Consider the following 24,444-nt stretch of genomic DNA (forward strand, 5'->3'; position numbering starts at 1 on the left):
GCCCCGACATGACCCACTCGCCCATGACCAAGCCGTTCCCTGCCCTGTTTCGCGCGGTCGCCGTGCTGGCGCTGGCGCTCATGGCTGCCATGCAGCCGGCCGCTGCCGAACGGATCAAGGATCTGGGCGGCTTTCAGGGACTGCGTGCCAACCAGCTGACCGGCTATGGCATTGTCGTCGGCCTGGCCGGCACCGGCGATGACAGCCTGGAATACGCAACCGTCGGCATGCGCGGCGTGACCAACCGCTTTGGCCTGTCGCTGCCACCGGGGATCAACCCCGCCACCAAGAACGCCGCTGCCGTTCTGGTGACCGCAGAGCTGCCGGCGATGGCCAAGCCCGGCCAACGGCTCGACATCACCGTATCGGCGCTGGGCCGTGCCAAGTCGCTGCGCGGCGGCACGCTGATCATGATGCCGCTGCTGGGCGCAGACGGTCAGATCTACGCGATGGCGCAGGGCAACCTGGCGGTCGGCGGTCTGGGGGTCAGCGGTGCCGATGGATCGAGCACCGTCGTCAACATTCCCTCGGTCGGTCGCATCGCGGGCGGCGCGACGGTCGAGCGCGCGGTCGATACCGGCTTCGACCAGACGCCCTATCTGCTGTTCAACCTCGCTGATGCGGACCTGACCACCGCGATGCGGGTCGCCGATGCGATCAACAGCCAGTTCGGCTATGCGCTTGCGGTCGCCAATGATGCGGTCTCCGTCCGCATCGCTGCGCCCGTCACCGCGCAGGAACGGGTGCAGATGATGTCCCGAATCGAGAACATTCCGGTCACCCCCGCCGAGGCCCCGGCTAAAGTAATTGTTAACGCGCGCACCGGTACTGTCGTTATCAACGGCGCAGTGCGGATCGGCCCGGCAGCAGTCAGCCACGGCAAGCTGACCGTGAAGGTCCAGGAAGCGCCCACCGTCGTACAGCCTGCGCCGTTCAGCCAGGGCCAGACCGCCGTGGAACAACGCAGCCAGGTCGCGATCGAGGAAGAAACCAACCCGGCGTTCGAAATCAAGCGAGGTGCCAACTTGTCCGAGATTGTAGAGACAGTGAACGCCATCGGCGCATCGCCGAGCGACCTTGCCGCGATCCTGGAAGCCCTGAAGCAGGCTGGCGCGCTGAAGGCGGAGCTGGTGATCCTGTGACCATCATGTCCGCCTCTGCAGCTTTCCCGCTGGCGCGTGCCAGCGCTGCGCCGCCGCTGGACCTCAAGGCCCGGGCGACGGCGGCTGCCTTGCAAGCCAAGGACGCTGCCGGCGACAATGCCAGCGCGGACAAGAAGGCCGAGCTGACCAAGGCGGCGGAATCGTTCGAGGCGATCTTCCTGCGCCAGATGATTGGCGCGATGCGCAGCGCCACCGGCGGCGACACGCTGCTGGGATCGAGCGCATCCGACCAGTTCCGCGACATGATGGACGCGCGACTGGCCGATGACATGGCCGACAAGCAGAGCTTCGGCATTGCTGAAATGGTGCTCAAGCAGTTTGGAGTCGATAAGCCATGACCGATCTGCTCAGCCTCGGACGATCCGGAATTCGGGCCTATTCGCGCTCGATGGAAGCGGTCTCGCACAACATCGCCAACGCGGAAAACCCCGATTACGTCCGGCGCAGCGTCGAACTGACCGATGCCACGGTATCGACCTCGCTCAACCCCGACTATTTCGCACAAAGCGGCCTCAATGGCGTACGCGTTGCCAATACGGTGCGCGCGTCCGACGAATTCATCGAAGCACAGGTGCGTCAGACCGGGGCCGCCCGCATCCGCACCGAAACGCAGCTTGCGTGGCTAGAACGGCTGGAAACCAATCTCGACAACGCCGGGTCCAATGTCGGCACCCGGCTCAATTCGTTCTTCGGACGCACCGAAGAGGTTGCCGCTGCCCCTTTCGACAACGCGCTCAAGCTCTCGTTGCTCAGCGACCTTGATGCCGTGGTTGACGCCTTTCGCCGGACATCGACCAATATCCAGCTGACTTCGGCACAGGTCGCGCAAGGCGCCGAACTGGAAGCCAACACGCTGAATGCGGCGCTGGAAAATCTCAACAAGATCAACCTCAACATCACCCGCACCAAGGAAGGGTCCGATGCCCATGCCGGGCTGCTGGATTCGCGCGACGCGATGCTGGCGACGATCACCGAAAAGCTGAACGCCGGCATCAGCTTCGCCCCCAATGGCACCGCCACGATCACATATGGCGGCCAGCAGCTGGCAGGGGTCAATTTTGCCGCCACGGTCACTGCAGCGACCAATGTGGATGGCAGCCTTGCGCTGCAGGTCGATGGCGTGAGCGTTGCCGTTCCCAGCGAGGGATCGCTCGCCGGGCTCAGCCGCGCCGGAGCGACTGCGCAGGGGCGGATGAACGATCTGACCACGCTTGCGCAGCAGTTCGTCGACGATATCAACGGCTGGCAGGCGCAGGGCTTTACCATGGCGGGTGCCCCTGGCGCGCCGCTGCTGTCAATGACCGGGAACATCTCCACCTTGGCCGTGACAACCACCGATGTCGCCGCGCTGGCCGTGGCGAGCGCCGATGGAACCCCCAATGGCAACCTGCTGACCATGCCCAATCTGCGCGCGGCCGATGGGGTGGAAACGCGCTGGAACAATTTTCTGGCAGGCTTTGCCACCAATGTCGCGTCGGTGCGCAGCGAGGCCAATGCCGCCACCGCGCTGGACGAGGGCGCACGCCGGCGGCGCGATGCCATATCAGGGGTCGATCTGGACCGCGAAGCCGCCGATCTCATCCGGCTGCAGCAGGCCTATGAGGCATCGGCCCGCGTGATCCAGGTCGCCCGCGAGACGATGCAAGCCATTTTGGGCGTATTTTAAGAGTCGGGATGAACAAATATGGTCCAGTCCGTTAACCGCTACCGCGCACCGGAACAGGTCAGCCTGCAGGTCCGGCTTAGCCAGCAGATCACCGACCAGCAGCTGCTGGTCAGCGGGCGCAGCCGCGTGGCCACGCCTTCCGACGATTCCAAGGCGTGGCTGGAAGCGGCCACCATTTCGCGCTTTCAGTCGGATGAGGCGGCCTGGACCAACAACCTCAGCCGCGCCGACACCCGCGCCAGCCAGGCCGAGGCGAGCCTCAACACCATCGTCAACGGCCTGATCCGGTCCCGCGAACTGTTGCTGCAGGCCAACACCGGAACCATCGCCGGGAACGATACTACCGTGCTGGCGCTGGAGGTCGAGGGCATCGCATCGGATTTCACCGATGCGCTGAATCAGCGCGACAACTTTGGCGGCCCGCTGTTCGGATCCGGAGCCCGTATCCGGATGCCGATCGGCGAAGCGCGCTATGTCGATGCCGCGCCCAATCTTGAAGAGGTGCAGGACGATATCGAAACCGGCAGCGGACCTGCCAGGCTGTCCGATATCATGGCCGACACGGTTGCTTCGATCCGGACGGGAACGGCGGCAGAGCGCGGCGAACAGCTGGCAGCGCTGGATGGAGCGATCGACCGGATGACGCAATTGCTCACCCGCCAGGGCGTGGTGAAGGGCTCGATCGAGTCTGCGCGCGAGGAACTGACACAGAGCAAGCTGTCGCTGGCGACACGCAAGTCCGAACTGGTGGATGCCAATGTCACCGAGGCACTGACCCGCCTGCAGACGCTGCTGACCAACCTGCAGGCGACCCAGGCGGTCTACGCCAAGATTTCACAGCAGTCGCTGATCGACTATCTGCGTTAACCCGCGTTAACCAACAAACGCGTGCTGTTAACCCTGTTTTGCCCTTAACCACGACCAACAAAAGCCGTTCTACGATCTGAACGGGCCGATTTTCGGCCCTCATTGCGCCAACCGTCCGGTGGGCGTGCGTCACGATCAAGGGAACCGCCATGTTCGCAGTTATTGGCTTCGTCGTTCTGATTGGCATGGTTTTCGGCGGTTTCATCATCGCCGGGGGCAGCATGGGCGTGATCTTGCACGCCCTGCCGCTCGAAATGATGATCATTGGCGGGGCTGCAGCCGGTTCGATGCTGATCGGCAACTCGGGCCCGCACCTCAAGGCGATCGGTGGCGGCGTCATGACGGCCGTCAAGGGCGCCAAATACAAGAAGCAGGACTTCCTGGACTGCATCTTCCTGGTCTCCAAGCTGATGAAGATGCTGCGCACCGAAGGACCGGTCGCGCTGGAACCGCACATCGAAGACCCCAACAGCTCGACGGTGTTTTCCGAATATCCCGTGCTGCTCAAGGACTCGACGCTGATCCACCTGATCTGCGATTCGCTGCGTCTGGTCGTCGTCTCGTCCGGCCAGCTCGATCCGCATGCGGTCGAGGACGTCGTCGACCAGGCGATCAAGACGCATCATCATGAAGCCATAGCGCCGGCCGATGGCCTGCAGAGCCTGGCCGATGCCCTGCCCGCGCTGGGCATCGTCGCGGCCGTTCTGGGGATCGTCAAGACCATGGGCTCGATCGACAAGCCACCTGCCATTCTGGGTGAAATGATCGGTTCGGCGCTCGTTGGTACGTTCCTGGGGATTTTTCTGGCTTATGGTCTGGTGGGTCCGCTCGCCAACCGCTGCAAGCAGGTGATCGAGGCCGATGGCGCGATCTACCATGTCGCCAAGCAGATCATCATCGCGTCGCTGCACGGTCACCCGCAGCCGCTGGTGATCGAGGCCGCCCGCTCCAGCCTGGGTCATTCGAACCAGCCGACCTTCGCCGACGTGTTCGACGGCATGCGGGGCCGCTAAGCCATGGCCGCCAAGCGCAAAGCCGATCCGGTCGAGAATGTTCGCCCGATCATCGTCAAGAAAATCATCGAAGAAGGTCATGGCGGCCATCATGGCGGCGCCTGGAAGGTGGCCTATGCCGACTTTGTGACGGCAATGATGGCGTTCTTCCTGCTGATGTGGCTGCTGGGCGCGACCGAGGAAAAGGACCGCAAGGCGATTGCCGACTATTTCGCGCCGACCATCGTCGAGCTGAAAGCGGGCAGCGCAGGCTCCAACGGCCTGTTCGGCGGGGATGCGATCATGGCAAAGGATGATTATCCCAACCGCGCCGGGCAAACCGGAACGCGCACCATCACCATTCCGCAGGATGCGACCGGGACTGCCGACGAAGCGGGCACGAGCGCCTATAGCTCGCTGACCGACGAGCAGCGCGAAGCGATGAAGAAGGTCCAGCAGCAGGCGGAGAAGGAGCAGTTCGAGAAGCTCAAGGAGCAGCTGGAAAAGCGTCTTGGGTCCAGCGAGGATCTCAAGAAGCTGATGGAGAATGTCCGTTTCACGGACACCCGCGAGGGTCTGCGCATCGATCTGGTGGACAAGGCGGACTTCAGCATGTTCGCGCGGTCGACCGACATGCTGGTGCCCAAGGCAGCCGAGCTGCTCAGCGAAGTGGCCCAGGTGGTCAACGGCATGCCCAACCCGGTCATCATCCGCGGACACACCGATGCACTGCCTTATGCCTCTGGCAAGACGATGAACAACTGGATGCTGTCGACCGCGCGTGCCGAAGCGACCCGCAAGGCGCTGGTGGTGGGCGGAATGAATGCCTCGCAGGTGTACAGGATCGAAGGCGTGGCCGACAAGGAGCCCTACAACCCGCGCGATCGCAACGATCCGGCCAACCGCCGCATCTCGATCACGCTGGGGTTTGTCGGGGGACCGGCAAAGGATGGTCCGGCGGACTCGCCTTCGCGGCGGGCAGGTGGGGGACTGGGTGATCCCCTGCCCTCACGCGCGCCGCCGTCGCGTCCAATCCCCTCGCCGTTACCCAAGGGCTGATACGCCCTCGGGAAGCGGGGATCAGCTCGCGAGCCGTTCTGAAATTTCGAGCATGGCAACGGCGGCGCGCGCGGCGTCGCCGCCCTTGTCCTTCTCGTCCTTCTTGGCGCGGGTCAACGCCTGGGCTTCGTTCTCCACGGTCAGGATGCCATTGCCGATCGGCATTCCATCCAGCGTCAGCGCCATGATCGCCCGTGCGCTTTCGTTCGAGACGACTTCGAAATGATAGGTCTCGCCGCGGATGATCACGCCGATCGCGACATAGCCGTCAAACCGGCGCGTGTCGGACGCCATGGCGATGGCCGCAGGAATCTCCAGCGCGCCGGGAACCGTCAGCGTTTCATGGCTGTGGCCCGCAGCATCCAGCGCGGCGCGCGCGCCTTCGATCAGCAGATCGTTGAGATGGTCGTAGAAGCGTGCCTCCACGATGAGGAAATGCGCCATGTGTCTTGCCCCTATGAAATCAGGTGATGGTAGATCGGAAACTTGGAACGGCGGTGAGGTCAGTTCACCGCCCAGGCGGCGACCTGGGTGGCGACCGTATTGGCCGCGCGGTTGAGCGCCGCGCCCACGCTGACGGCATCGACCGTTGCAACCGGCTCGCTCGCCTCGAACCGCTGCTTGCGGAGCGGGCTGCCCGGCTTGCGGATCACCGCGTCATAGCGGACCACGACCGCGCCCATGCCCTCGTCATAACCGAAACGCTGGAGCTGCCCGGACAGCATCATGCCGCGTTCGGACCCGGTCTCGACCTGATCGAGCACCAGCCTGCCGCTCTTGGCGGCGAGCGTCTCGGCGAGCACGCCGCGGAACAGCCGCGCCGGCTTGTCCGCCCAGACCGCATCCTGGACGTAGGCAATGGCGCTGTCGCTGACCTGCACCGGCACGCGCACCTGATCGAGCGTGCGTTCGACCGTGGGCACATCGACGATGATCGCCTCGGTCACCGATGCCAACGCCATCGATCCTGCGGTCGGTGCGGCATCGGAGGTCAGGGTGAGCAACTGCGGCGGGGCCTTGTCGCCAAAGCTGACGCAGGCAGACAGCAGCGCCACGGTGGCTCCGGCGGCAAGCAGGGGACGGAACATCTGGGTCACACGGCTGGCTCCGGTTGTCGGCATCGCGGTCATGGCTCGCCTTCTCACTTCTTGGGCTTGTAGTCAGGCAGCGGGGGCGCGCCGAGCAGGCCGGTGGCGCCTTCCTGATCGATCTTCTCGGTAATCGCCGACAGCGCTCTGGCCGTCACGCGCAGGTCGCGGACCAGCGCCTCGGTCTCGGGCAAAGTGGTGGTGGAGAACTGGCGCAGGCCGGGCTTGGCCTCTTCCATCGTCTCGGTCAGCTTGGCGAGCGTCTTGTCGGTTTCCGAAAGCGTCCGCGCCAGCTGCTTGGCGAGCGGCCGCCCTTCAGAATCGAGGACATCCTTGGTCGATTGCGCGGCCATGCCCAGTTGCTCTGCTGCCACGCCCGCCTTGGTCAGCGTGACGCGCAGTTCGGCCAGCGCGGCGCGCAGCTGCGGCGCGGTGTCGGACAGCTCGCCGGTCAGCCGCCCCGAATTCCTGAGCAGCACCGAAATCGACTTCTGGTTCTCGTCGGACAGCACCTGGGTGAACCGCTCGGTCAGCGTCGCCAGCCGTTCGAGCAGCAGCGGCGCATTGTTGAGCAGTTCGCCCAGCGCGCCGGGCTTGGTGGGAATGACGGGCACGCCCTCCGGCCCCGGCTGGGTGATCGCGGGTGCACCCTGCTTTGCGCCGTCGAGCTGGATCTGCGACACGCCGGTAAAGCCCACGCCCTGGATGGTGGCGGTGGTGCCCTCGACGATCGGGACATGCGCGTCGACCTCGATGCGCACGCGCACGAACTGCGGATCCTTGGCCCACAGCGCAATCTCGGTCACCTGGCCCGAGGGCACGCCCGAGAATGCGACGACCGAACCCTTGGCGATGCCATCGACCGAGGTCTTGAAGAAGATATCGTATTTGTGGCGATCGGTCTCGCCCAGGCCCGCCAGCCAGATGACAAAAGCGGCGATGCCCGCCAGGAGCACCAGGGTGACGGTCCCCACCCAGACATGATTGGCGCGTGTTTCCATGGCTTTGGTTATGCCCCTGATGTTCTGATGCTGTCTACCGCCAATGCGGCACGGTCGTTCCCCGGAACGTGATCTGGCGTCATCGCTTGAACCCCCGGCTCTGGGTCTGCGCAGGGTGCCGGTTCTTGCGCCGTTCCTCGTCGGCATGGCTGACCGCCGCAGCACGGCCGCGCGGGCCGTTGAAATATTCCTGAATCCACGGATGGTCGAGCGCCAGCAGTTCGGGGATCGTGCCGACGGCAATCACCTGGCGATCGGCCAGCACCGCCACCCGGTCGCAAATCTCGTGCAGCGTGTCGAGGTCGTGGGTGATGAGGAACACCGTGAGGCCCAAAGTGCGCTGCAATTCGCGGGTCAGCTCGTCGAACCGCGACGCGCCGATCGGATCGAGCCCGGCGGTAGGTTCATCGAGGAACAGCACATCCGGGTCGAGCGCGAGCGCGCGGGCCAGGCCAGCGCGTTTCTTCATGCCGCCCGACAGCTCGGACGGATATTTGTCCGCTGCATCCGCCGGCAGACCAGACAGCGCAATCTTGTACAGCGCGATCTCGCGGCGCAGCCGGTGGTCGATCCGGGGATAGAATTCGGCCAGCGGCACCATCACGTTTTCCGCCACGGTCAGCGTGGAAAACAGCGCACCGCCCTGGAACAGCACGCCCCAGCGGCTGCGGATCGAGACATCCTCCTCCTCGCCGTCCAGGATCGATTCGCCCAGCACCTCGATGGTTCCGGTATCGGGCGTCTGCAGGCCGATGATCGAGCGCATCAGCACCGATTTGCCGGTGCCCGATCCGCCGACCACGCCCAGAATCTCGCCGTGGCGCACATCGAGCGACAGATTGTCGTGCACCACGTCATCGCCAAAGCTGTTGGTCAGCCCGGCAATGCGGATGGCAAATTCGCAGTCCTTGTCCCGTGCCGCGCTCATCCCCAGCCGATCTCCGTGAAGAACACCGCGAAGAACGCATCGAGCACGATGACCATGAAGATCGCCTGCACCACGGCGGCGGTGGTCCGCGCGCCGACCTCCTCGGCATTGCCGCGCACCTGCATGCCCTGGTAGCAGCCGGCGAGCGCGATGATCAGGCCGAACACAGGCGCCTTGATCATGCCGACGTAGAAATCGGTGATCGGCACGACTTCCTGGATGCGCACGACAAAGGTCGCAAACGGGATTTCCAGCACGATCCAGCACAGGAACGCACCGCCCCCCATGGCGACCATCATCGCATAAAAGCCTAGCAGCGGCATCATCAGCACCGCTGCGAATACGCGCGGCAGCACAAGGGCCTCCACCGGGGACACGCCGATGGTGCGCATGGCATCGACCTCTTCGGTCAGCTTCATCGTGCCGATCTGCGCGGCAAAGGCGCTGCCCGAACGGCCTGCGACCATGATCGCGGTCATCAGCACACCCAGTTCGCGGATCGTCAGCCGCCCTACCAGATTGACCGTGAACACCTCCGCGCCAAACTGGCGCAGCTGCACCGCGCCCTGCTGCGCGATGACGATGCCGATCAGGAAACTCATCAGCCCGACGATGCCCAGCGCTGACACGCCGACCAGTTCGAAATGACGCACCGTTGCCGCCCAGCGGATTCGGCCCGGATGCGCCATCAGCGAGACCAGCGCGCGCACCAGCGCTCCGAAGAAGCTGAGCATGCCCAGCATCGAGCCGAGCGCCATCATGGTGCCGTCGCCCACACTGGCCAGCATGCGGGTGACGGCATTGGGGCGATGCGGCGGCTGCAGATCGCCCAGATCCGATTTGCCGACAGCTTCGACCAGGCGACCGCCCGATTCGCTGAGGTTGACGATTTCGCAGCCCTGATCGCGCGACAGACGATAGACGATCCACGCGCCGACCGTGTCGATATGTCCGGTATCGGCCATATCGATCAGGCCAATCGGCTGTTCGACCTGCTTGAGCCTCTTGTCGAGTGCGGCGATCGTGGTGATGTCGAGGTTGCCGCTAAAGCGCAGCACCGCGCCGGTCTCACCGCGCTCTTCGATCGCAAAGTCGGCTGGGGCACCCATATCGCAGCCATCTTTGTGCGATAAACGGTGCGATCACAAGCACATTGGCGCACCATCCGTCGCAGGAGCCTCCGCCAGGCGCGACGGCAACAAGTTACACGCGCCTGCTTGTTTCGCGTCGATTTGGCCTTAAAGCTCCGGACCGTGGGGGACAAACTTGCCTTTTATGACATGGACAGGACGATCACCGTCCACCCCACCTATGCGCGTTTTCTGCTGTGGATGGCATTGCGCAACGCCCCCTGGCGGCTTCTGCTGCTGCCTGTCTCGGTGCTGGCGGCCATCGCGTATGTGCTGCGCCTTGTCAGCCGCGACGAGCTGAAGCAGATCAACCAGCGCCTGCTGCTGGGCGGGTTGCGGGTGGCGCTATTGGCTGACCCCATGGCGGCACACGCCGATCATGTCTTTGACACCAACATCCGCCCGGGTGCGCTGGACCGGATCGCCGCCGACCGCGCCGAGGGCTATCGCATCGTCATCGCCACCGCCTCGTACCGGTTGTATGTCGAGGCGATCGCGCGGCGGCTGGGCATCGACGATGTGATCGCGACCGATCTGCATGTTTCGCGCGGCACGGTGCAGGCGAGGATCGCGGGCCACAATTGCTATGGCCCGCACAAGGCGCAGATGATCGCCGAATGGCTTGCCGAGCACCGGCTGGACCCCGCAGCATGCCACATCCGCTGCTATTCCGACCATGTCTCCGACGTGCCCATGCTGGAACTGGCCGATGAAGCCTTTGTCACCAACGCGCACATGCCGATGCGCATCGTGGCACGCGCGCAGGGCTGGCCCGAGCTCGACTGGCCGGCGGGTCCTGCCGCACCACGCGGGGTGGCGTACCAGGGCGAGCCGCGCTAGCGTTCATCCGCAATGGTGCATGCCGCGCCACATTCGGGGAACTCCATGACTATCGCCGCAAACGTATTTTCCGCCACGATCGCCGCTTGCCTTGCATTCGCTGTGCCGGCGATGGCCCAATCGGCCGGCAACACCGTCGAGGCTGAAGCCCCCGATTACCCCGCCGTATTGCCGCTGCGCGAACAGGCGAAATTGCGCGATGCCTGGCTGAAGCAGCGGCTGGAAACCGTCGTCCCCGCGCTGATGCGCGAACAGGGCGTCGACATGTGGGTGCTGATCGCGCGCGAATATGCCGAAGACCCGGTGGTCGAAACGATGCTCGATGCGCGCTCGATGCACGCGCGGCGGCGCACGATCCTGGTGTTTTTCGACCCCGGCGAGGGCAAGCCAATCGAACGGCTGACGGTCAGCCGCTATGGCCTGGCCGACATGTTCGCGCCCGTGTGGACGCCCGAGCAGCAGCCCGACCAGTGGAAGCGGCTGGCCGAGGTGGTGGCAGAGCGCAATCCGCAGAAAATCGCGCTCAACGTCTCGGGCCAGACCGCGCTCGCCGACGGGCTGACGCACAGCCAGCACGAGGACTTCATGGCGGCGCTGCCCGAAGAGCTGCGCAGCCGCATCGTGCCCGCTGGGCCGCTCGCCATCGGCTGGCTGGAAAGCCGCATTCCCGCCGAACTCGAGGTCTATCCCTCGATCGTCCGGCTGGCGCACGCGATCATCGCCGAAGCCCTGTCCGACGCGGTGATCACGCCCGGCCAGACCAGCGCCGAGGATGTGCAATGGTGGATGCGCGACAAGATCAACGCCCTGGGGCTCGACACCTGGTTCCACCCCTCGCTCAACATCTTCCGCGCAGGCGAGGCGGGCGAACTGACCGGCGATGCGATCATCCAGCCGGGCGACATGCTGTGGACCGATTTCGGCATCAAGTATCTGGGGCTGAACACCGACACCCAGCATCTGGCCTATGTGCTGAAGCCGGGTGAGGCAGACGCACCGGCGGGGCTGAAGGCGGGGCTTGCCGCTGCCAATGCGGTGCAGGACATGCTGACCGCGGAATTCCGCGTCGGCCTCACCGGCAACGATCTGCTCGCAGCCACCCGGGCGCGGGCGATCAGCTCAGGCTATCAGCCCAGCATCTATTCGCACCCCATCGGCTTCCACGGCCATGGTGCGGGACCTGCGATCGGCTTCTGGGACAATCAGGACAGCAGCCCGGCGGGCCGTTATCTCGTCCGCGCCAGCACGGCATGGTCGATCGAGCTGGCGGTCACCAACAACGTGCCCGAATGGGGCGATCAGGCGGTATCGTTCCGCACCGAGGAGGACATGGTCTTCGACGGCGAGCAGGTCCGCTATCTCGACGGGCGGCAGAGCGCGTTCCACCTGATCAAGGGCGCGGCGGATCGGCCTGTCGAGGTGCCGGCCGAGGCGACACTGCCCGCGCCCGAGGCGCTGCCGACCGAACCTTTGGGGGATGCTGTGGGGGATTGATCTAACCACCCCCGCTCATCCTGAGCCTGTCGAAGGACCCGCGCCCACGCCGGCCGAATAGCGGGGCCTTCGACAAGCTCAGGCTGAGCGGATTGGAGAAGCTGAGTGCGCAACCTGCGCCTTTTGCGACTACTTGGTCCCCTCCCTCTCAGGGCAGGGAAGGCGCGATCAGCAAACCCCTACTTATGCTCGCGCCCGAAATCGGGCTTCGCGTCATCCTGGCCCTGTTCGATGATCGAGCGGCGGATGGTGCGGGTGCGGGTGAACAGCTCTTCCAGCTCGTCGCCCTTGTCCCAGCGGATCGCGCGCTGCAGGGCAGAGAGGTCTTCTGAGAAGCGCTGGAGCATCTCGAGCACCGCGTCCTTGTTGGACAGGAACACGTCGCGCCACATCACCGGATCGGACGCGGCGATGCGGGTGAAATCGCGAAAGCCCCCAGCCGAATATTTGATCACCTCGCTCTGCGTCACGCCCTCCAGATCGCTGGCGGTCCCGACGATCGTGTAGGCGATGAGGTGCGGCAGGTGGCTGGTGACGGCGAGCACCAGATCGTGGTGCGCCGCATCCATTCTCTCGACGTTCGCGCCCAGCGCCTGCCAGAACGCGGCGACCCGCTCGCAGGCTTCGGCGTCGGCATCGGCATCAGGGGTCAGGATGCACCAGCGGCCCTTGAACAGCGATGCGAAGCCCGCTTCCGGGCCGCTGTTCTCCGTCCCCGCCACCGGATGCGCGGGCACGATGATCGCGTTCGGCAGCGCGCCGCGCAGCGCGGTGAGCACGCTCGCCTTGCACGATCCCACATCGCTGATGATCGCGTGAGCCGACAGATGGGGCGCCATGGCAGCAGCGGCGGCGGTCATCGCGCCGACCGGCACGCACAGGATGACCATCTGCGCCTCGGCCAGCTCGGCGCCGAACGCCGGCAGATAGGCATCGCACAGCCCGATCGCCTCGGCCCGCGCGCAGACATTGACGTTGCGGTCATAGCCCAGGATGCGCGTATTGGGCAGGCTCTGGCGCACCGCGCGCGCGATCGACGAACCGATCAGACCCAGCCCGACAATGGCGATGGTGTCGAACGGCGCGCTCATGCCGAAACCAGATCGCGCAGCACGGCAGCGATGGCGCGCATGTGCGCCTCTCGCCCGATGGTGATGCGCAAAGCATGGCCCAGCCCCTGACCCTTGGGCCAGCGCACGATATAGCCTGCCTGCATCAGCGCTTCGTAAGCCGCTTCAGCGGTCACATCGCCCTCGAACAGCACCAGCAGGAAATTGGCGTGGCTGGGGACCAGCCGGACGCCATGGTTGCCCAACTGGCCCAGCTCATCGGCCAGCCATTGCCGCCAGCGCGTGTTGTGATCGCGCGATCGGATGACGAAATCCTCGTCTTCAACCGCTGCGAGCGCTGCGGCCTGGCCGGTCAGCGTCACGTTGAACGGGCCGCGGATGCGATTCAAGGTGTCGATGATCCCCTGCGCGCCATAGCCCCAGCCGATCCGTTCGCCCGCAAGGCCATAGATCTTGGAGAAGGTCCGCGTGACCAGCACGTTGTCGTGCGCGCTGGCCAGCGCCAGGCCGTGATCGTCCTCGTCCTCGCTCAGATATTCAGCATAGGCCTGATCGAGCACCAGCAGCACATCGGAACGAAGCCCGGCATGCAGCCGCGCGATGTCCGCGCGCGACGTCAGCGTGCCGGTGGGATTGTTGGGATTGGCGAGATACACCACGCGTGTCGCATCGGTGACGCAGGCGAGCAGCGCATCGACATCGGTCGCGTAGAAGTTGTCTGGCGCAACTATGGGCGTCGCACCGCAGCGACGGGCCGCAATGTCATAGACCGAAAAACCGTAGCGGACATAGACCACCTCGTCGCCCTGACCGGCATAGCCCTGCGCGGCCAGATTGAGCAATTCGTCCGATCCCGTGCCGCACACGATGCGCGCCGGGTCAAGACCGTGCCGTCGCCCGATCGCCGCGCGCAGCGCTGTGCTGTCGGGATCGGGGTAGAGCGACGGCGCGAGCGCCAGCCCTTGCAAGCGCGCATCCAGCGCCGCAGGGCTGCAGCCCAGCGGGTTCTCGTTGGCGGAAAGCTTGATCAGCGGCTGACCGTCATCGCTGGTTGATTTTCCGGGCACATAGGCGTGAATCGCCTCGATCCATGGTTTGGGCTGGGGCTGGCTGGTCATGGGCCGCGCGCATAGCGCGAACCGGGCGAAGAGGGAAGTGCGCAGGGCGCAAAGCCCCGGACCCGATTGGCCTGGTGCGCCCTGCGGTGCGGGCCGGCAAAAATGGTTAATGAAATCAATGCTCACGGTCGATGGTCGACCAGACCGAGAGCGCCTGCTCCAACCGCATGTTAACTCAGGACAATCTGCTGAACCTGCGATGAATTGCAGGTTGCCCCCGCATTGACGGTGAGTTAAGACACACCCAAGGTCGCCCGGGAATGTACAAGCGCGAAAAAAGCTGCTGTGCAATCCAGCATACGGTCCGGGGTGATGGCGAGTGTCCGTTCCTCCCCGGTGTCCGCACAGGCTACAGGGGGTGACTTTGCCGACGCGACCTTTCCGCACACGACAACTGATTCTGGGAACCGTCGCCGGTGCCGCGATTCTGTGGACGACCGCTGGCCAGGCCCAGCAGGTCAATGTGCCGTCGCCGCTCACCCGCGAAGAGATCGAACGCCCGGTTCAGCCGCGTGCGGATCGGCCCGCACGGCTCACGGTGGAAGGTGATATCGAGCGCGCGCCCTGCCCGCTGGCAGACCCGGCTTATGCCAATGTGCGGTTGCGGCTCACCGAAGCGCGTTTCAACAACCTGGGCCCGGTCGCACCGATCGAGCTGCGCCCGCTCTACGAAGAGTATATCGGTACCGATCAGCCGGTCGCGGTGCTCTGCGAAATCCGCGATGCCGTCGCCACCAAGCTGCGCCGCGATGGCTATATCGCCGCCGTGCAGGTGCCGACCCAGCGCATCGACAATGGCGTCGTGCAGTTCGAGGTGCTCTACGCCAAGCTCACCTCGATCCGCGTGCGCGGCGATGCTGGCAGTGGCGAGAAGCTGGTCGCGAATTATCTCGAGCGGCTGACCGATGGCACGGTGTTCAACCAGCGGCTGGCCGAACGCTATCTGCTGCTCGCACGCGATCTGCCGGGCTATGACATCCGCCTGACACTGGTGCCGGCGGGCACCGGTCCGGGTGAACTGATCGGCGATGTCACCGTGCGCCGCACCCCGTTCGAGGTCGACCTCAACGTCCAGAACATGGCGGCGCGCGATGCAGGGCCCTATGGCGCACAGCTGCGCGCGCAGTTCTATGGCCTTACCGGCATGGGGGACCGCACCTATGTCTCGGCCTATTCGACGCTGGAATTTCGCGAACAGCAGATCTTTCAGGCGGGCCATGAGTTCCGGGTGGGCAGCGAAGGCCTGACGCTGGCCGGACGGTTCACCTATGCGTGGACCGAACCCAACATCAACCTGCCCGCAGGCGTCGCGGCCAAGATCGATGCCACCACGCTGCTCGCCAGTGCAGAGGCGCGCTATCCGGTGCTGCGCAGCCAGGCTGCTTCGGTCTACACCGCCATCGGCCTCGACTATGTCGATCAGGACATCGCGTTCATCGGTCCGCTGTCGCGCGACCGGCTGCGCATCGCCTATGCTCAGGTGACCGGCGAAGCGATCGACATGGCCAATGGCGCAGAGCCGCGCTGGCGCATGGCAGGGCAGCTGGAATTCCGCCAGGGGCTCGACATTCTAGGTGCGAGCGACCCGTGCAATTTCGTCTGCGCGCTGGTGCGCACGCCGACCACGCGCGGCGATGGCGACCCCACCTCCACGCTGATCCGCGGCGAGCTTTCCGCCGAAGCGGCACTGGGCAACAATGCGTCGGTCTTCATCCGCGGGCGTGGCCAGCTGGCGTTCAATCCGGTGCTGAGCTTCGAGGAATATTCGGGCGGCAACTTCACCATCGGACGCGGCTATGATCCGGGCACGATCGTGGGCGACGACGGCGTGGGCTTCCAGGCAGAACTGCGCGGACCGCAGATCACGCCGATCAAGGAAACCGATTTCTCGTTCCAGCCCTTCGTCTTCATGGATGTCGCCTGGACCTGGGATGACGGACGCCCCGGCGATCCGCAGCGCCTCTCTTCGGTTGGCGGCGGCGTGCGCGCGCGGCTCAACGACCGGTTCCGGCTGGATGTGACCGTGGCGGTGCCGACAGAGCGCGCCGGCCTGCTCACCGACACGCCCGACCCGCGCGTCCTGTTCACCCTCACCACCTTGCTACTGCCCTGGGGAGCCCGCTGATGGCTGATAACCGCACCTTGTTCGCACGCCGCATGATGCTGGCCAAGGCGGCCTCCGCGATGGCCCTGGCCACGGGCCTCGCCATCGGGGGATCGGGCAGCGCGCATGCCCAGGCCTATGAGGGCAACCCGACCGTCGTCTCGGGCGGCGTGGTGATCAACCGCACCACGGGCAACGACGATATCCGGGTCGATACCAATCAGGCGGTCATCAACTGGACCACCAATGATACCGGCATCGGTGGCGGGCCGATCAACTTCCTGCCCAGCGGACGCACGGTCGTCTATCGCAACAACCCGACCGCGCAGAACCAGTTCACGGTTCTCAACCGCATCCTGCCGACCGATCCTTCGCGAATGGTGCAGTTCAACGGCACGATCATCAGCCAGCTGCAAACCGCGGCGGGACTGGTGAGCGGCGGCAACGTCTGGTTCTACAGCCCCGGCGGCATCGTGGTGAACGCGACCTCGGTGATCGACGTGGGTGGACTTTTGCTGACCAGCGCCGATCCCGCGCGCGACGGCGCGGGCAACTTCATCAACGCCGGTGGATCGTTCACGCTCGGCCCGGCCAGCCCGGGTTCGTCGGTGATCGTCCAGCCTGGTGCGCTGATCCAGGCGACGCCCCAGAACAGCTATGTCGCGATGGTCGCGCCCACCGTCATCCAGGCGGGCACGGTCGACGTCAACGGATCGGCGCTGTACGTCGGCGCGGAAGCAGCGACGATCACCTTTGGCGGCAACGGCCTTTTCGACATCCAGGTGACCACCGGAACCGACGGCAGCGGCGGCATCGCAATCGGCCACTCGGGCGTGACGGGCGGCGCGGTCAGCAGCGGCGCTGGAGACAACCATCGGATCTACATGGTCGCGGTGCCCAAGAACAACGCCATCACCATGGCGATCGGTTCGGGCAGTCGGCTGGGCTTCGATGTGGCAGGCGCAGCCGATGTGGTCGGCAACTCGATCATCCTGTCGGCGGGCTATAATGTGTTCGGCGATTTCATCGATACCAACGCGCCGGTCAATCCGGCGCAGGCCGCAGACATCCAGATTACCCCTGCCGATATCACATCGTCGCTCACTGCCGCGGCATCGCGCAGCTTCCTGGCGCAATCGCTGAATGGCGACCTCAATTTCTTCAGCGATGTTCAGGCGTTTGGCGCGAATTCGGCCATTTTTGATGCCAATGGCGCCACAGCATCGATCAACGTCGGCGGCGACCTGAGGCTGTCCGCCGATTCCAACCCGACTACCGAAGGCGCCAACGCCACCGCTGGAACCATCCGGATGGCAGCCGCCAATGGTGCGGTCATCAGCCTTTCAGGCAATGCCGATCTGAGCGCGGTGGCCATCGGCGGATCGAGTTCCACCAGCGGCAACGTCGGCAGCGGAACCGGCGGAACGATCGAGATCGCGGCCAATGACGGCGGGCTGATCGCGGTTGCCGGCAACCTGCGCGCCGATGCCTCGGGCTTTGCGGGCCCGAATGAGACCACCGGGATCGGCAGCAATTTTGGCCGTGGCGGCAATATCAGCCTGTTCACCCTCGGCAGCAATGGCAGCTTGCTGATCAATGGCAGCACCGAACTGATTGCCGCTGGCACAGGCGCTGACGATGGTGGCACTGCAACCGGCACGGGCGGGGCAGGCTTTGGCGGAAGAATCAACCTGTTCGCGCAAGGATCGGGGCATCTGGCCCGGTTCGGGGGCGCGTTTCTGGCAGACGTCGCAGGCTTTGGCGGCGCAGGCGCCAATGCGGGCAATGGCGGTATAGGCCAGGGCGGAGAAATCTTCCTCAGCACCGAGGGCGCAAGCACGCTCGACTTTCAGAGTGATCTTTCCAACCTGGCCTTCGGCTTTGGCGGCGCGGCCGGTTCTGCAGCAGGCGCGGCAGGCGGTGCGGCGACCGGCGGGACCGCCAGCATCAGCATGGAAGGCACCGGCGGGATCTTCAACATCGCTGGCAACCTGGTGTTGCAGGCCAACGCGACTGGCGGCGAAGGCTTTGCGACCGGCAACCTGGGCGGCAACGCTACAGGCGGCGGAGCCATCATCTTCCAGAACGCTGCCGGCGGCAACCTCACGATTTCTGGGACCACACAGGTCCAATCCTTTGGCCTTGGCGGCGCGGCAACCTTTGGAGGCAACGGCACCGGCGGCAACGCACAGATCGTCGCGCGCAACACCGGCCAGCTCAATCTGCTCAATGGCGCTGGGGTTGATGGATCGGGCGTGGGCGGATCAGCGACCACCCCGGGGACCGGATCGTCGGGCAGCGGCACCGGCAGCTCACTGGCGCAGATCGTGGCGCTGACCGGCGGCATCATCAATATCACCGGCGATGTCAGCGTCGCAGCCAATGGCTCTGTCTTTGGCACCGCGCTGGCAGGAATCGATGGCGGCAACGGCACCGGCGGCAATGCCTCGATATCGCAAGCTTCGGCGGGCCGGATCACGATCGACGGCAGCGCCAATGTCACCGCAACGGGCACTGGCGATGCCAACCAGGGCGGCGGCGACGGCATTGCCGGCACTGGCACCGGCGGCGATGCCCGCATCGCGGTCAACGATCTCAACATCACCATCACCGGCAACGCATCGGTGGATGCGAGCGGCTTTGGCGGAGCGAACCTGGGCGGAATCCGCGGTGGCGACGGCATCGGTGGCCTGGCCAATCTTGGCGCAGGCGCAGGTACGCTGGCAATCGGCGGCACCGGCGAAACGCGGGCAGATGGCCTGGGCGGAAGCTCTTCGAGCGTGGGCTCGGGCGGTACAGGAACTGGTGGCCAGGCCATCATCGGAGCGATCCCCGGCGGTATCATCCAGATCGCGGGAGCAGCCAATGGCAGCGCGCAAGGCTTTGGCGGCAACGCATCGGGCACTGGAAATTTCGGTGGCTTGGGCGATGGCGGGATCGCACAAATCTTTGCCGACAATACCGGCAGGGTCACCATTGGCGGCATCACCACGCTCAACGCGAGTGCTTTTGGTGGATCGGCCTCCAGCGGGGCGAGCAGCGGAGCCGCGCTGGGCGGCCAGATCAGCCTGTTGTCGCAGGGCACCGGTCAGATCACGCTCAACCAGGACGCCTTCCTCTCGGCTCAGGGCCTGAGCGGTAATGTCGATGATGGCGCGGGCAATTCAGCCGCAGCGACGGGCGGCGCTGTCAACGTCTTCGCTGCCGGTGCAGGCGGCGGGATCACCGTCAACGGCAGTCTGTTTGCCGATGCCATCGCAGGTGTCGGGTCAGCAGTGACCGGTACAATCGGCGATGCGCTTGGCGGCACGGTAGAACTGGCGGCAGGACCGGGCACGATCAATATCACTGGTGGCGTATCGATCGACGCCAGTGCGTTCGGCGGCAACAGCACGGTATCGGGCAACGGCGGTAACGCGACTGGCGGCCGGACGGCGGTCGTCATCGGCAGCCTGGGCAACGGGACGATCAATCTGGGTGGTGCGCTCACCATGGCCTCCAATGCCTTTGGCGGGCTGGCGCATACCGGCAATGGCGGCAATGCCATCGGCGGAGTGAGCGAAGGCGGCACGATCGGAGTCGCCGGCAATCTCACCTTTGGCGGCCCCATCTCGATGAACGCCATTGGCACCGGCGGTGACTCGGTCATCGCCGGAAACGGCGGTAGCGGCACCGGCGGCACATCGCGCTTCGGCTCCAACAACACGCAGATGACCGGCGGCGATCTGTTCATTTCGGCGAACGGGCGCGGCGGCAATGGCGCACTCGGTGGCCGTGGCGGTGATGCGACCGGCGGGCTTGCAACGCTGATTGCGGGTGCAGGCACGGTTGTCGGCTTGCTCGATTTCAACAACGCATTCCTGTCTGCCGATGCCTTCGGTGGCACTGGCGGCGCGGGCGCGACCGGTGCGACCGGCGGAGCTGGCGGCGCAGGCGGCAACGCCACCGGCGGCCGGACCCAGGCGATCGGCACCGCGCGCAATGGTCAACTCGACCTCCTGAACCTTCAGGTCACGATGAATGGATTTGGCGGAGCGGGCGGAGCAGGGGGCACCGGGACAGCCGGCGCAGGCGGTATTGGCGGCGCGGGCGGCATCGGAACCGGTGGCACCACACAGATCGGAACCGTCAGCAGCACCATCACCAATGGGCCCAATCCTACTCCTGTCGGTTTCATGACGATGGCTGATGCCGTAGTCGAAGCCAGCGGCTTCGGCGGCGCGGGCGGCGATGGTGGCACGGGCACCACGGTCAATGGAAATGGCGGAAATGGTGGGCTCGGCGTTGCCGGAGATATTTTCTTCGCCACCCGTGGCTCGCTGGTGCAGGTCAACAATCTGACGCTTCTGGCGAATGCCAATGGCGGCGCGGGCGGCAATGGCGCCGTCCAGGGCAATGGCGGCAATGCCATCGGCGGCGTCATCGGCGTGGAAAGCACCGAGCAGTTCTCCGCGCCCGCAAACCGCGGCCGGCTTGTCGCGAACACCATCACCGCGATTGCGCGGGGCACGGGCGGTTCGGGCGCAGTCACTGGTGCAACTTTCTACGAGACCGGATCATTCTTCCGGGCGACCAACGGGGATGTCACCGCTAACAGCATCATCTTCAACATCGGCAACACTGGCGACGCGCCCGAGCCGACCGACATTGTCGAAGATTACATCCGTGTCACCGATGCAACGGTGACCGCAGGCCAAACCTTCACCTTCACCACCCCGGGCCGGCTTTCGACGCTGATCAACAACGGATCGCTCAGCGCGGCTGCGGTGGGTCTGGTTGCGGGCACCTATGTTGCAGATACGGTGGTGACCGCGCCTGGCAATATCGGCGCGATCAACGCCAATGCCCTGCAGCTGCAATCGGGCGGGAACCTGATCGTCACCGCCAACCTGAATGTCGTGCAGGATATCGCGATTTCGGTGCCCGGATCGGTCACTTTGGGCAATATCTCCGGTGGCGGCGTCATCGGCATCAGCGGCGCGAGCCTGGCGCTCGGCAACCTGGGTTCCGGCAACCACATCAATCTCACATCGACCAGCGGGGCGATCACCGCAGGCACGGTCAGCGCTGCCAATTTCATCGCCATGACGGCGGCCAATGGCCTGACGCTGGGGCTTGCCACCGCAAGCACCGGCCACATCGATCTGCTGGTCCAGTCGGGCGATCTGACGATCGGCAACCTCACGGCGGGCGACTATATCGTGCTCGATACCCGCGCGGGCAACATGGCGCTGGGCAATATCCAGTCGACCAACGATACCGATATCGAAGCTCAAGGATCGGTGCAGTTCGGCAATGCCGTGACCGGGCTCGAGTTTGCTGTCGAAGCGCTGGGCAACATCTCCGGCGGCAACGTCAATGCCTCAGGCGCAGGGACCACGACCACCTACAGCGTCGGCCTGCTCTCGCGGTCCGGATCGGTTCAGGTCGGCAATCTGACAGGTGCGCGCAACATCGGCATCGTGTCGCCCGGCACCATCACCACCGGATCGCTAAGCAGCGGTGAAAACATCATTGCACTGGGCAATGGCGACATCCTGTTCAACGGTCCGGTCTCCGCCGGGACGGGTGCCACCAATCATTTCTATGTCGGCAACACATCGATGGTGTCGCTGCTCGGCGCAGACTTCAACCCCGCCCCGCTGTTCAGCGTGGCACCCGTGCGCACGACTGGCAGCCTGACCGTCAACGGGCCTGTTTCGGCCGGCAATGTGCTGGCTGGCGTCGGCACGGCCTTCAACGCCACCGGCGCGATCATCGCCAATGGCGGACGCATTGGCATCACCGCCAACAGCATTGCTGCCCAAGGCCTCACTTCGACGCTCGCGACCGCGATCAACGCCACCAACGGCAATCTGACCGTGGGCAATATCGCGGCGGGCGGCGCAGCGACGCTTCAGGCCACGACCGGGCTGATCACCGCAGGCACGCTGAACGGTAGCCAGGTCGGTGTCGATGGCGAGGGCGCGGTCAGCATCGGCGGAGTGACGACCACCGGCGCTGCGCAGTTGCGCTCGCGCGCGGCCAGCTTCACCTCCACCGGTGCGATCACCGGCGGCACGGTGAACATCGGCGGTACCGCGATTGCGCTGACCAACGTCACCAGCACGGCGGGCGCGATCGCGATGGCGGCCACCGCTGGCAACCTGACATTCGGCACGCTGACATCATCGGCCAACACCCAATTCAACGTCAACGGATCGGTGACCGGCGGCGATATCACCGCAGGCAGCTGGATCGGCACGATCGTCGGCGGCGACCTGACGCTGGGCAACCTGCGCACCACCGGTCCCGGCGTTGCACCGACCAGCGGCTTCAGCATCGGCCTGGGCGCCAATGGCACCATCACCACCGGAACGATCAACAGCTTCGGCTCGGTCGGCATCGGATCGGATGACGGCCAGGGCAATGTCGGCAATGCGGTCAGCATCTCGACCGGTGCGATCACCGCTGGCGGCAATGTGTTCGTCCGCAGCACCCAGGGTCTGACCACCGGCGCGATCGCCTCGACCAACGAGATCCGCGTGCGCGGCGGCACGGTAACCACCGGCGCGTTGCAGGCGACCAACGCCATTCTGGCGGCAGCGATGAGCGGCAGCCTCATTACCGGCAACGTCACCACGGGCACATCGGCGCTGCTATTGGCGTCGCAATCGGTCAACACCGGCGCAATCAGCACCGGCACGACGGGAACGACGCTGATTTCGAACAGCTCGGCGATTTCGCCGACCGGGCTTATTTCGACGATCGATCTCAATGCACTGCTGGCGGCCACGCCGGTGCGCGTGGGCGGCAGTGTCTCGATCGGCGCGCCGGTCACCACCGGCACGCTGCTGTCCGCCTCTACGGGCGGCTTCTCGGCAAGCAGTGCGATCCAGGCGGGCACGCGGATCAGTCTGGATGTCGGCGGCACCGCCGTATTCGGCGGCCTTGCAGTCGCACCGACCATCACGATCAGCTCGGCCGACATCGCCTTCTCGCAGGCGGGAGGCCTCGGCAACGCCAGCACCGGCACGCTGACGCTGACCGCCAACCGCAGCGGCCCTGTGATCATCGGCGGCAGCGGCGACAGCCAGAGCAGCACCAGCGGCTACACGCTCGACGGCAACGAAATTGCGCGCATCCGCGCGCAGAGCATCGTCATCAACGCGCCCAATGTCTCTTCGACGGGCACCGGGGTCGAGATCCGCGCGCTGACCATGAACGGATCGGCCGCCACCAGCGGCATCAACCTCAACGGCTCCGAAGGTAGCCTCACAATCAACACGTCCGGCACCATCCGGGTCAACGGCAATGCCATATTCAATTCGATGGCCACCACCAACCGTGTCGCGCTCAATGCAGGCCGGGTGGAGATCAACGCCGACACCGGCGGCCTATTCCTCAACGGCAGTTCGCCAGGCGGAACGCTGTCGATCACCGCGAACAACATCCATATCGCCAGCGCAGATCTGCTCGGCAGGCTGGCGGAGAACGTCAACTTCACCGGGCGTGACACTGCGCTCAGCGTGCCCATCGCCACGTCACGGCCCGATGGGGTGATCCAGGCCTCGCGGTTGCAGTTCAACGTCGGCAGCGCGCTGCTGATCCAGAACACCGGCACCAGCCTGCTCAATGCCGGCTTCTTCGGCCGCGTCGGCAGTTTCGAGATCGTGCCCCGCTCATCGCAGAGCAGCGCATCGAGCCCGATTGATCTGGTGATCTACGGCCAGCTTCTCGACAGCGGCGACATTGTCCGCAATGGCAGCTCTGTGCGCGATCTGATCTTCCCGCGCTCGACCAGCGCTGGACAGGACAGCGGTGGCCCCAGCGGCTTCACATCAAATTCCAGCGTCAACGGCTGCCTGCTGAGCGCGGTCAGCTGCGGCGGCGGCGGCATTACCGAAACCGGCCCGACGACGGTCGTCCATGCCGGCCCGCCACC

Annotated in this window: 17 protein-coding genes; 10 read left to right on the plus strand and 7 right to left on the minus strand. The window is 65.2% G+C overall.

The annotated features are described in order from the left end of the window. Positions 1-8: 8 nt before the first annotated feature. The 6 genes from D618_RS0116485 to D618_RS18760 all read left to right on the plus strand — a co-directional run bounded on the left by D618_RS0116485 (position 9) and on the right by D618_RS18760 (position 5,747). A complete protein-coding gene (locus tag D618_RS0116485; protein WP_017672640.1) occupies positions 9-1,142 on the plus strand; it encodes a flagellar basal body P-ring protein FlgI in 1,134 nt (377 codons plus the stop codon). After that, positions 1,139-1,501 (plus strand): rod-binding protein, encoded by a 363-nt coding sequence (locus D618_RS18755; RefSeq protein ID WP_017672641.1) that lies wholly within the window; start codon positions 1,139-1,141, stop codon positions 1,499-1,501. Before D618_RS0116485 ends, D618_RS18755 begins: the two co-directional genes overlap by 4 nt. Then, entirely contained in the window at positions 1,498-2,829 is a 1,332-nt protein-coding gene (flgK, locus tag D618_RS0116495; RefSeq protein WP_017672642.1) for a flagellar hook-associated protein FlgK, read from the plus strand. The genes D618_RS18755 and flgK overlap by 4 nt, the downstream gene beginning before the upstream one ends. Before the next feature lie 18 nt (positions 2,830-2,847). Further along, entirely contained in the window at positions 2,848-3,696 is an 849-nt protein-coding gene (locus D618_RS0116500; RefSeq protein WP_017672643.1) for a flagellin, read from the plus strand. Positions 3,697-3,845: 149 nt separating this feature from the next. Beyond that, complete coding sequence (motA, locus tag D618_RS0116505; RefSeq protein ID WP_017672644.1) at positions 3,846-4,709, plus strand: flagellar motor stator protein MotA; 864 nt, start codon at positions 3,846-3,848, stop codon at positions 4,707-4,709. Between the two features lie 3 nt (positions 4,710-4,712). Beyond that, a complete protein-coding gene (locus D618_RS18760) occupies positions 4,713-5,747 on the plus strand; it encodes a flagellar motor protein MotB (protein WP_017672645.1) in 1,035 nt (344 codons plus the stop codon). 21 nt (positions 5,748-5,768) lie between these two features. Here D618_RS18760 and ribH read toward each other — a convergent pair whose 3' ends face one another. From ribH to D618_RS0116535, 5 genes are all read right to left on the minus strand, one after another. Further along, positions 5,769-6,191, minus strand: a complete 423-nt coding sequence (gene ribH / locus D618_RS0116515) for a 6,7-dimethyl-8-ribityllumazine synthase (RefSeq protein WP_017672646.1) — start codon at positions 6,189-6,191, stop codon at positions 5,769-5,771. Between the two features lie 59 nt (positions 6,192-6,250). After that, complete coding sequence (locus D618_RS0116520; protein ID WP_017672647.1) at positions 6,251-6,877, minus strand: ABC-type transport auxiliary lipoprotein family protein; 627 nt, start codon at positions 6,875-6,877, stop codon at positions 6,251-6,253. An 11-nt stretch (positions 6,878-6,888) separates the two neighbouring features. After that, positions 6,889-7,836 (minus strand): MlaD family protein, encoded by a 948-nt coding sequence (locus D618_RS0116525; RefSeq protein ID WP_017672648.1) that lies wholly within the window; start codon positions 7,834-7,836, stop codon positions 6,889-6,891. Between the two features lie 79 nt (positions 7,837-7,915). Next, entirely contained in the window at positions 7,916-8,764 is an 849-nt protein-coding gene (locus tag D618_RS0116530; protein ID WP_017672649.1) for an ABC transporter ATP-binding protein, read from the minus strand. Continuing rightward, complete coding sequence (locus D618_RS0116535) at positions 8,761-9,873, minus strand: ABC transporter permease (RefSeq protein ID WP_017672650.1); 1,113 nt, start codon at positions 9,871-9,873, stop codon at positions 8,761-8,763. Before D618_RS0116535 ends, D618_RS0116530 begins: the two co-directional genes overlap by 4 nt. A 144-nt stretch (positions 9,874-10,017) precedes the next feature. On the opposite strand from D618_RS0116535, the gene D618_RS18765 reads away from it, so the two are divergent. After that, the gene (locus D618_RS18765; RefSeq protein WP_152414804.1) at positions 10,018-10,734 is read left to right on the plus strand and encodes an HAD-IB family hydrolase; all 717 of its coding nucleotides are present in this window, start codon (positions 10,018-10,020) and stop codon (positions 10,732-10,734) included. Between the two features lie 111 nt (positions 10,735-10,845). Then, positions 10,846-12,228: a M24 family metallopeptidase gene (locus D618_RS0116545; protein WP_238550706.1), complete on the plus strand. Its 1,383-nt coding sequence runs from the start codon at positions 10,846-10,848 to the stop codon at positions 12,226-12,228. 179 nt (positions 12,229-12,407) lie between these two features. On the opposite strand, the gene D618_RS0116550 is transcribed toward D618_RS0116545, so the two are convergent. Further along, the gene (locus tag D618_RS0116550; protein ID WP_017672653.1) at positions 12,408-13,319 is read right to left on the minus strand and encodes a prephenate/arogenate dehydrogenase family protein; all 912 of its coding nucleotides are present in this window, start codon (positions 13,317-13,319) and stop codon (positions 12,408-12,410) included. Further along, positions 13,316-14,416: a histidinol-phosphate transaminase gene (hisC, locus tag D618_RS0116555; RefSeq protein ID WP_017672654.1), complete on the minus strand. Its 1,101-nt coding sequence runs from the start codon at positions 14,414-14,416 to the stop codon at positions 13,316-13,318. The genes D618_RS0116550 and hisC overlap by 4 nt, the downstream gene beginning before the upstream one ends. A 364-nt stretch (positions 14,417-14,780) precedes the next feature. Here hisC and D618_RS0116560 point away from each other — a divergent pair, with 364 nt between their 5' ends. Continuing rightward, the gene (locus tag D618_RS0116560; RefSeq protein WP_017672655.1) at positions 14,781-16,541 is read left to right on the plus strand and encodes a ShlB/FhaC/HecB family hemolysin secretion/activation protein; all 1,761 of its coding nucleotides are present in this window, start codon (positions 14,781-14,783) and stop codon (positions 16,539-16,541) included. Beyond that, the coding region (locus D618_RS0116565) for an S-layer family protein (protein ID WP_017672656.1) at positions 16,541-24,444 on the plus strand (7,904 nt) is incomplete at its 3' end. The genes D618_RS0116560 and D618_RS0116565, both read left to right, overlap by 1 nt.

Source organism: Blastomonas sp. AAP53, from assembly GCF_000331245.1.
In the GTDB taxonomy this organism is placed as follows: Bacteria; Pseudomonadota; Alphaproteobacteria; order Sphingomonadales; family Sphingomonadaceae; genus Blastomonas.